Raw genomic sequence first — 7,257 nt, 5'->3', positions numbered from 1 at the left:
CCCCTAACACCCCGCCCCGCGCGGGGCTCACCCCCCTTATCACCCCCCCCCGCCCCCCCCGCGCCCCGGCGCGCCCCCGGGGGGGCGGCCCCCCGCCCGGGGCGCCCCCCACCGCGTCCCGGCCGGTGCAGGCGTGTCAGCGCGGCGGATGGTCCTCGGGCGGGTACCGGAACGACGTGGGGCGTGGCTCCATCCTGGCCACCACCTCCGCGAGCCGCCCGCAGAGCTGCTTGATCTCCTCGTACGTCCTGTCGCGTTCCGTGATGACGGCCGCGACAAGGAGGGCCGTCAGCGCGGTCGTGCCGTTGAAGGCCTGGAGCGTCACCATGTTGACGAAGACGTCGTCGCCGACGAAGGGGCCGCTGCCGCCATCGGCGGCCAGGACCGCCAGCGTCACGACGGCGAGCGCACACGGGGCCGCGCCGGCCAGCCGGAAGCGGAAGGCCGCCCAGATCAGGAACGGCGAGACGAGGAAGAGCAGGTTCGAGTCGCGCGTGCGGGTGGCCAGGAGCGTGACGAAGACCGTACCGAGCGCCAGCGCCACCGCCTCGCACCATCGGCCGGCTCCGGCCCCCGACGGCCACCGGGCGTTGCGCAGCACGAGCAGGAAGGGGGTGACGACAAGGATTCCCATCGCGTCACCGGTCCACCACACCGACCACGTCGGCCAGAAGTCGCCCGCATCCAGTGCTCCGGAGAGGACCAGTACCCCGCTGCCGATGGTCGAACTGATCGACATCCCGGCGAGCGCGCCGAGGAAGACCAGTGCCAGTACGTCCCGCAGGCGGTCCAGCTCGTTCCTGAACCCGGCTCTGCGCAGCATCAGACAGGCGCAGACCGGCGCGAGGGTGTTGCCCGCGGTGATGGCCAGTACGGCGAGCGGCGACGGCCCGAGGAACACGTTGACCAGGAACGCGCCCAGCGCGATGCCCGGCCAGACCCGCAAGCCCATCATGAGCAGGGCGGCCAGCGCGACGCCGGTCGGCGGCCACAGGGGGGTGACCTGGTCACGCACCAGCTGTTCCAGAAGGCCGATCTGTGCCGCCCCGTAGTAGACGGCGGCGACGGCGAGGATGCGCAGCGCGGTGGACCCGAGACGACCCCTCTCCGTGCTGCCCACGACAGCAGTCTGCGCTCAGATCCCGCCACCGGCGACCCCCAGTGACCTCAGCACGGCCCCATCGGTCAGGCCGGCTCCTGGGGGCCGTCGTAGCGGACGACGAGGACCGCGGCGTCGTCGCGGTGTCCGGTCAGGTCGGCCACTTTGACGACGGCGGAGGCCAGCACGTCGGGATCGGCGTCGAACCCCGCGCGCACCAGTCTGGCCACCTCGGCCAGACCGGACTCCATCGGGTAGTGCGGGCCCTCCACCACTCCGTCGGTGAGCAGTACGAGCACTCCTGCCTCGGTCAGCCTCCGGTGGGTCACCGGGTACCGCTCGCCCGACACGATGCCGAGCGGCGGCCCGCCGCGGTCGAGTGCGATGCCGTGGCGGCCGCCGGCTGTGGCCCAGACCATCGGGACGTGGCCGGCCCTGGAGACGGTCAGATCGCGGCTGACCGGGTCGAAGCGAAGGAAACAGCACGTCGCGAAGAGGCCGCACCCCATGGCGATCAGCAGATCGTTGGCGCGGCCCAGTACCTCGCGGGTGTCGCTGGTCGTCTGCGCGAGGGCGCGCAGACTGGTGCGCACCTGTCCCATGAAGGCGATGGCCTCCACGTCATGGCCCTGCACGGCGCCGACCGTCAGCCCCAGTGACCCGTCGTGCATGACGAAGGCGTCGTACCAGTCGCCGCCCACCTCCAGACCGCCCCGTGAGGGCGCGTACCTGGCGGCCAGACGCAGCCCGGGCAGCTGCGGCAGCGCGGGTGGGAGCATGTGGCGCTGCAGGGCCACGGCCAGCTCTACCCTGGCCCGCTGGTACTCGATCCGGTCCAGGGCCTGATCGACGAGCTGCCCGAGAGCGACCAGCAGTTCCTGCACATTGTCGGGCTGCCCGGGACGGTGTCCGCTCATCACGGCTCCTTGGCTCTCCCACAGCCTCCTCACCTCACCCTGGCCTCCGCTCCCGCATGCCGCCACAGGGGTGATCTCAGGACCCGATCTCGAACTCGGGCGCCCGGAGGCTCTTGAGGCATGCGGTCTTCGGCGCGGCCGGGTCGTCGAAGAACGAGACGGTGATCTCCTGGGCGCACTTCGAGCTGGCGAACACCACGTGCGGCTCGTACGGGACCGTGACGACCTTGGCCTTCGGCAGCGTACGGGCGACGTACGGCCCGTTGTCCGCCCCGGTCTGGGAGTCGAACCCGCCCGACAGGGCGAGGGTCGGGATGTCACCGCGCGTGGCGTCCCGGATCGAGGGTGACGCCGGGGGGACGTTCCAGGCGTCGCAGTCCGGGCGGAGGAAGGTGAGCTGCGGAGCCTGGGCCTGTACCGAGCGGGGGAACGACGGGAAGGCTTCCTGTCCGCCCCGGAGCGCCTCCTCCTGGCTCTCGTACGGGGTCCACTCACTGCAGAAGACGCCGTAGACGAGACCGTGCGCAACCCTTCCCATGGCCTGGGGGCTCAGTTTGCCGCCCGCCCACTGCCGGGCGATCCGCTGCGGCTTGCCGTGCGCCAGCTCGTCGAGCGCGGCGGGCACCTGGGGTGCCACGTGGGTGGCGGAGGTCATCCAGTTCACGAGGGCTCCGCCGTCCAGGACGACCTTCACCGGCTTGTCGCTGCCGGGGAGGGTGACGGTGGTGGTGACCGGCTTGGCTTCGAGTTCGCGGACGAGCCGGTCGAAGGTGGCCGACAGGTCGGGATAGCGCTTGTTGCACGCCGGCTGGTCCGCACACGCCTTGAACAGCCCGTCGAAGCCCTGCCGGGCGCTGCTCCAGGTCGCTGCCGACCCGGACCTGGAGGGCGGCAGTATGCCGTCGATGCCCACCGAGCGGAGCCCCTCGGGGTGCAGGCGCATGTAGGCCAGCGCCAGGTGGGTGCCGTAGGAGATCCCGAACAGGTTCCACTGCCCGATGTCCAGCGTTTTGCGCAGGTCCTCGTAGTCGGCGGCGCTCTCGGTGTCGTTGTAGGCGCCGAGGTCGATCCCGCGGGCCGCCAGCCGGTCGCGGCAGGCCTTCGTGGCCTCGACGTGCAGGCGTTCGGTGGACGGAGCGTCGTAGACGAGGCCGACGGAGCGTGCGTTGAACTCGTCGATGTTGGGGCACAGGAGATCCGGGTCGGCCGAGTACGTACCGCGCTGGGACATGAAGATCACGTCACGGTCGCGGTTCAGGCCGCCGTCGATCGCCATCTTCGCCTCCCCCACGGCGTCGTCGCCGGGTCCGCCCGCGAGCCACACGATGGGGTCGGGTTTCGGCTTGTCGTTCGCGGCGGCCACGATCGCGACCCCGAGTTCGATCGTCCGGCCGTTCGGTTCGGCGCGGTTCTCGGGCACGGTGAGCGTTCCGCAGCGGGCGTCGTCGAGCGCCTCGATCGGTTCCGGCGTCCTCGGGCAGGGGCCCGGTTCGAAGCGGGCGTCGCCCACCGTCCGGGCGACCGTGCCGATCGGCGCGTCGGGGCCGGCGCTGGTGTCGGTGCGGGACTGCGCCCGGGCGGGCGCTGCGAGCAGGCCGGTGACGAGGAGACCGGTCACCAGGCCGGCCGACGTGGCCAGGAGCCGTCGTGCGGTGCGGCGCCGACGGGGCGCCGGGTCGGGTGCCATGTGCCCTCCCGGTCAGTTCGGGGTGATCGTGAACGGTTCGGGCCCGAGGCCGTCCACACGGCTGGTGTCGGGCGTGGTCGGGTGAGCGAGGAACGATGCCAGGACCTGTTGCGCGCAAGGCGACTGCGGGACCACCCAGTGGCCGATTCCGGGAATGTGCACGGCGGTCGAGCGGGACAGGTCGCGGGCCACGTCCTTCGCCCAACTCGCCCCGGTCTTCGCGTCGAACGTGCCGGAGATGAGGAGCGCCGGCACCGGGCTGACCGTGGCGACCCGCTGGACGGACGCCCGGTCCGGAACGTTCCAGACCCGGCATGCCGGGTACTGGAAGGGAAGTTGTGGCACCTGCGCCAGGACCGTGTCCGGCCACCCGGGGAAGGCCTTGCGCCCCGCCTTCAGCACGTCGGGTTCCGGGTACCCCGGCGCCCACTCGCTGCACGCCACCGACTCCGTCAGGCCGTGAGCGAACGCGCCGGCGTTCTGGACCGAGCCGGCCGCGCGGGCTTTCGCGAAGCGTTGCGGGTTTCCGCTGCGGAGTTCGTCCAGCGCCGCCGGGATGTCCTTGGGCCGGACGCCGAAGGCGACGATCACGTCCAGCAGCGCGCCCCCGTCGAGGACGGCCTTGACCGGCTTGCCTCCGCCCGGCGGTGGGACGTTCAGCGTCAGGGGCCGTGCCTCCAGCTTGCGCACCTGTTCCGTCAGCGTACGGGGCAGGTCCGGGTACCGGCTCTTGCAGGCGGGCTCCGCCGCACACGCCTCGAAGTCGTCGAACGTGTCGCCACCGGGGCAGCCCGCCATGAACACCACGGGGTCCCGGGCCGGTTTCGCCGGTTCGGCGGCCGGAATGACCGCCGCGGCGAGCTTGATGTTCCGGCCGCCGGGGCGGAAGCGGTTCTCAGGAACCTCGAGGAACCCGCAGCGCGCGCTGCCGAGCGCTTCGATCGGCTCGGGCGGTTTCGGACGGGGACCGGGCACGAACCGGGACGGGGCGGCCGAACCGGTCCGGGCGGCCGGCTGACCGGCCGGCTGGGCGGGAAGTGACGCGGCGCTGCTCGGTACGGGGCCGAATGCTGCCAGGGAGACCAGAGCGGCCGCGGCGGTCACCGCGTGGATGGCGTGCTGTGGCATGTGTGCTCGTTCCTCCGCCGTCTTGCGGGGTGGCTGCCCCGCCGGGCCGGGCGGCAGCGGTTCGGACGGAACGCTCGCTCTCGACGCTACCGGGTGGGCCTTACGCGCGCACGCGGAGCGATCAGCGGCCCGCGGCGGTCTGGGCGAGGGGCCCGCCGATGGGCTGCTCCGTCCAGATGGTCTTGCCGGTGCCGGTGAACCGGCAGCCCCAACGGTCGGTGAGCTGGGCCACGAGGAACAAGCCCCGCCCGCCCTCGTCCGTTTCCCGCGCACGACGCAGGCGGGGCTGAGTGCTGCTGGGGTCGGACACCTCGCAGACGAGCACCCGGTCGCGGATCAGCCGGAGCCCGACCGGTCCCCCCGCGTAGCGGATCGCGTTCGTGACGAGCTCGCTGGCGACGAGTTCGGTCACGAAGCCCAGGTCGTCCAACTGCCAGTCGGACAGCTGGCCCACCACCAGCTCACGAGCGCGCGCGACGAGCGAGAGGTCTGCTTCGAGTTCCCACTCGGCGACCTGGTCGGACGAGAGGGCGTGGATGCGGGCGAGCAGCAAGGCGGCGTCATCGACGGGCTCTTGAGGCCGCACCCCGTCGAAAACGGTCCGGCTGAGCTCGTCGAGCGGCAGCCTCGGGTCGGCTCCGGCGAACGAGCCCCGCAATCGCTCCATCCCCTCCTCGATGTCGCCGCCGCGGCTCTCGACGAGTCCGTCCGTGAAGAACGCGAGCATGCTGCCGGGCCGCACGCCGAACTCCGTCACCTCGAACGGCACTCCGCCCACCCCCAACGGCGGTCCCGGCGTCACACCGAGGAAGACCGGCTCCCCGTCCGGCGGCAGCAGGACCGGCGGCGGATGTCCCGCGGCGGCAGCGGCGCACCGGCCCGCCACCGGGTCGTATACGGCGTACAGGCACGTCGCTCCCAGCACCGCCGGCTCCGAGCGCTCGGAGCCCTCGGAGCGCTCCGAGCGGGACTCGCTGGTCATCTGCTCCTCGGAGAAGCCGAGCACCAGGTCGTCGAGATGCGTGAGGAGCTCGCCCGGGTCCAGGTCGAGGTCGGCGAGGGTCTGCACCGCGGTCCGCAGGCGTGCCATGGCCGCGGTGGCATCGAGGCCATGGCCGACGACATCCCCGACGACGAAGGCGACGCGCAGCGACGGCAGGGGGATCACGTCGAACCAGTCTCCGCCGACGCCCAGGCCGCCGCCCGCCGGCTGGTAGACGCCCACCGTTTCGGCGGCGGCGGAGTCCAGGGCCGAGCGCGGCAGCAGGCTCCGCTGCAGGGTCACCACGGACCGGTGTTCCCTGGTGTAACGGCGCGCGTTGTCCACGCCGAGTGCGGCCCTGGAGACGACGTCCTGCAGCAGTGCGGCGTCCTCCTCGCCGAACGCGGAAGGCAGCTGACTGCGCCAGACCGTGACGCAGCCGAGGATCAGGCCTCGCGCGTAGAGCGGCATGGCTACGGAGGAGTGCGCCCCGCTCGGGACGAACAACGGCAGGGCCTTCGGATCCACGCCGAGCTTCCCGTTCAGGACGGCGACGTCCGGCACCAGCACGGGCAGCCCCTTCATGAGGGGACGCATCAACGTACTGTCCGTCACGGGAGGAAGCGCCTCTCCCACCGCCAGCAGGTCCTCGGCGGATATCTCCGGGCTCTGCGCGGCGGCGGTCCGGCGCAGGCGGACGTCGCCGCTGGTGTCGAGGCGCGGGGGCTCGTCGCCCACCAGCACGTTCTCGGCGATGTCCACGGTCGCCAGGTCGGCGAAATCGGGGACGAGCAGATTCACCAAGGCCTCGGCCATCTCGATCACGTCCAGGGAGGTGCCGATGCCCGCGGCGGCGGCCTGGGAGAGCGCCGTCCGGCGTCTGCGCGCATCCCGCTCGGCCGCCGCCTCCGCCGTTTCCGCCGGGGTGACCAGGACGAGCCACTGCGTGTCAGCGCCCGCACCGCCTGGAGTGTGAGCCGTGAGCCGGACAACCGTGCAGACCAGCGGCACCTTCTGACCCGCATGATCGCCACCGCCGCCGCCGTCACCGTCACCGTCACCGTCACCGTCACCGTCACCCGGAACGGTCATCAGGTGCCCGACCGGTCCCGCATCCTTTCCGGCGCGCGACAGCATCGCCAGCAAGGGCACACAGGTCCGGCCCGGCGAGCATTCCAGCAACGTCGCGGCCCGCTCCGAACGGGCGACGACCACGCCTTCGTCGTCCAGGACGACCGCTGCCGTGTCGCTCACGGAGGCCGAGGCCGGCCCCGGGCCGCGATGCTCCGGTTCACGCATGTCGCCTCCACGCACCGTGACCTTCAGTATCGACCCCGAGCGCGGACCCGGCGACCCGCGGCACACGTCCTCGCCGGGCAGCTCCTCCCGCCCGGGGCCGGTCGTCGCGCCTCGGCGCCCAGTGGCCGTTGCCGTGGCCGGACCG

Annotated in this window: 5 protein-coding genes; all 5 read right to left on the bottom strand. The window is 72.4% G+C overall.

The window, feature by feature from the left end:
• Window positions 1–136: 136 nt before the first annotated feature.
• Entirely contained in the window at window positions 137–1,120 is a 984-nt protein-coding gene (locus tag ACFY04_RS32865) for an MASE1 domain-containing protein (RefSeq protein ID WP_389122441.1), read from the bottom strand.
• Window positions 1,121–1,185: 65 nt separating this feature from the next.
• On the bottom strand, window positions 1,186–2,016 hold the full coding sequence (locus tag ACFY04_RS32860; RefSeq protein ID WP_389122439.1) for a PP2C family protein-serine/threonine phosphatase: 831 nt from the start codon (window positions 2,014–2,016) through the stop codon (window positions 1,186–1,188).
• A 76-nt stretch (window positions 2,017–2,092) separates the two neighbouring features.
• Window positions 2,093–3,703 (bottom strand): alpha/beta fold hydrolase, encoded by a 1,611-nt coding sequence (locus ACFY04_RS32855; RefSeq protein ID WP_389122437.1) that lies wholly within the window; start codon window positions 3,701–3,703, stop codon window positions 2,093–2,095.
• Between the two features lie 12 nt (window positions 3,704–3,715).
• Window positions 3,716–4,831, bottom strand: coding sequence for an alpha/beta hydrolase (locus tag ACFY04_RS32850; RefSeq protein ID WP_389122436.1), 1,116 nt, complete (start codon window positions 4,829–4,831; stop codon window positions 3,716–3,718).
• Window positions 4,832–4,952: 121 nt separating this feature from the next.
• A complete protein-coding gene (locus ACFY04_RS32845; protein WP_389122433.1) occupies window positions 4,953–7,067 on the bottom strand; it encodes a SpoIIE family protein phosphatase in 2,115 nt (704 codons plus the stop codon).
• Window positions 7,068–7,257: the final 190 nt, after the last annotated feature.

It is taken from the genome of Streptomyces sp. NPDC001549 (genome assembly GCF_042894025.1).
Taxonomy (GTDB): Bacteria; Actinomycetota; Actinomycetes; order Streptomycetales; family Streptomycetaceae; genus Streptomyces; species Streptomyces kutzneri.
Note: the sequence above shows the minus strand (reverse complement) of the source record. Positions and strands in the feature narration are given on the sequence as shown.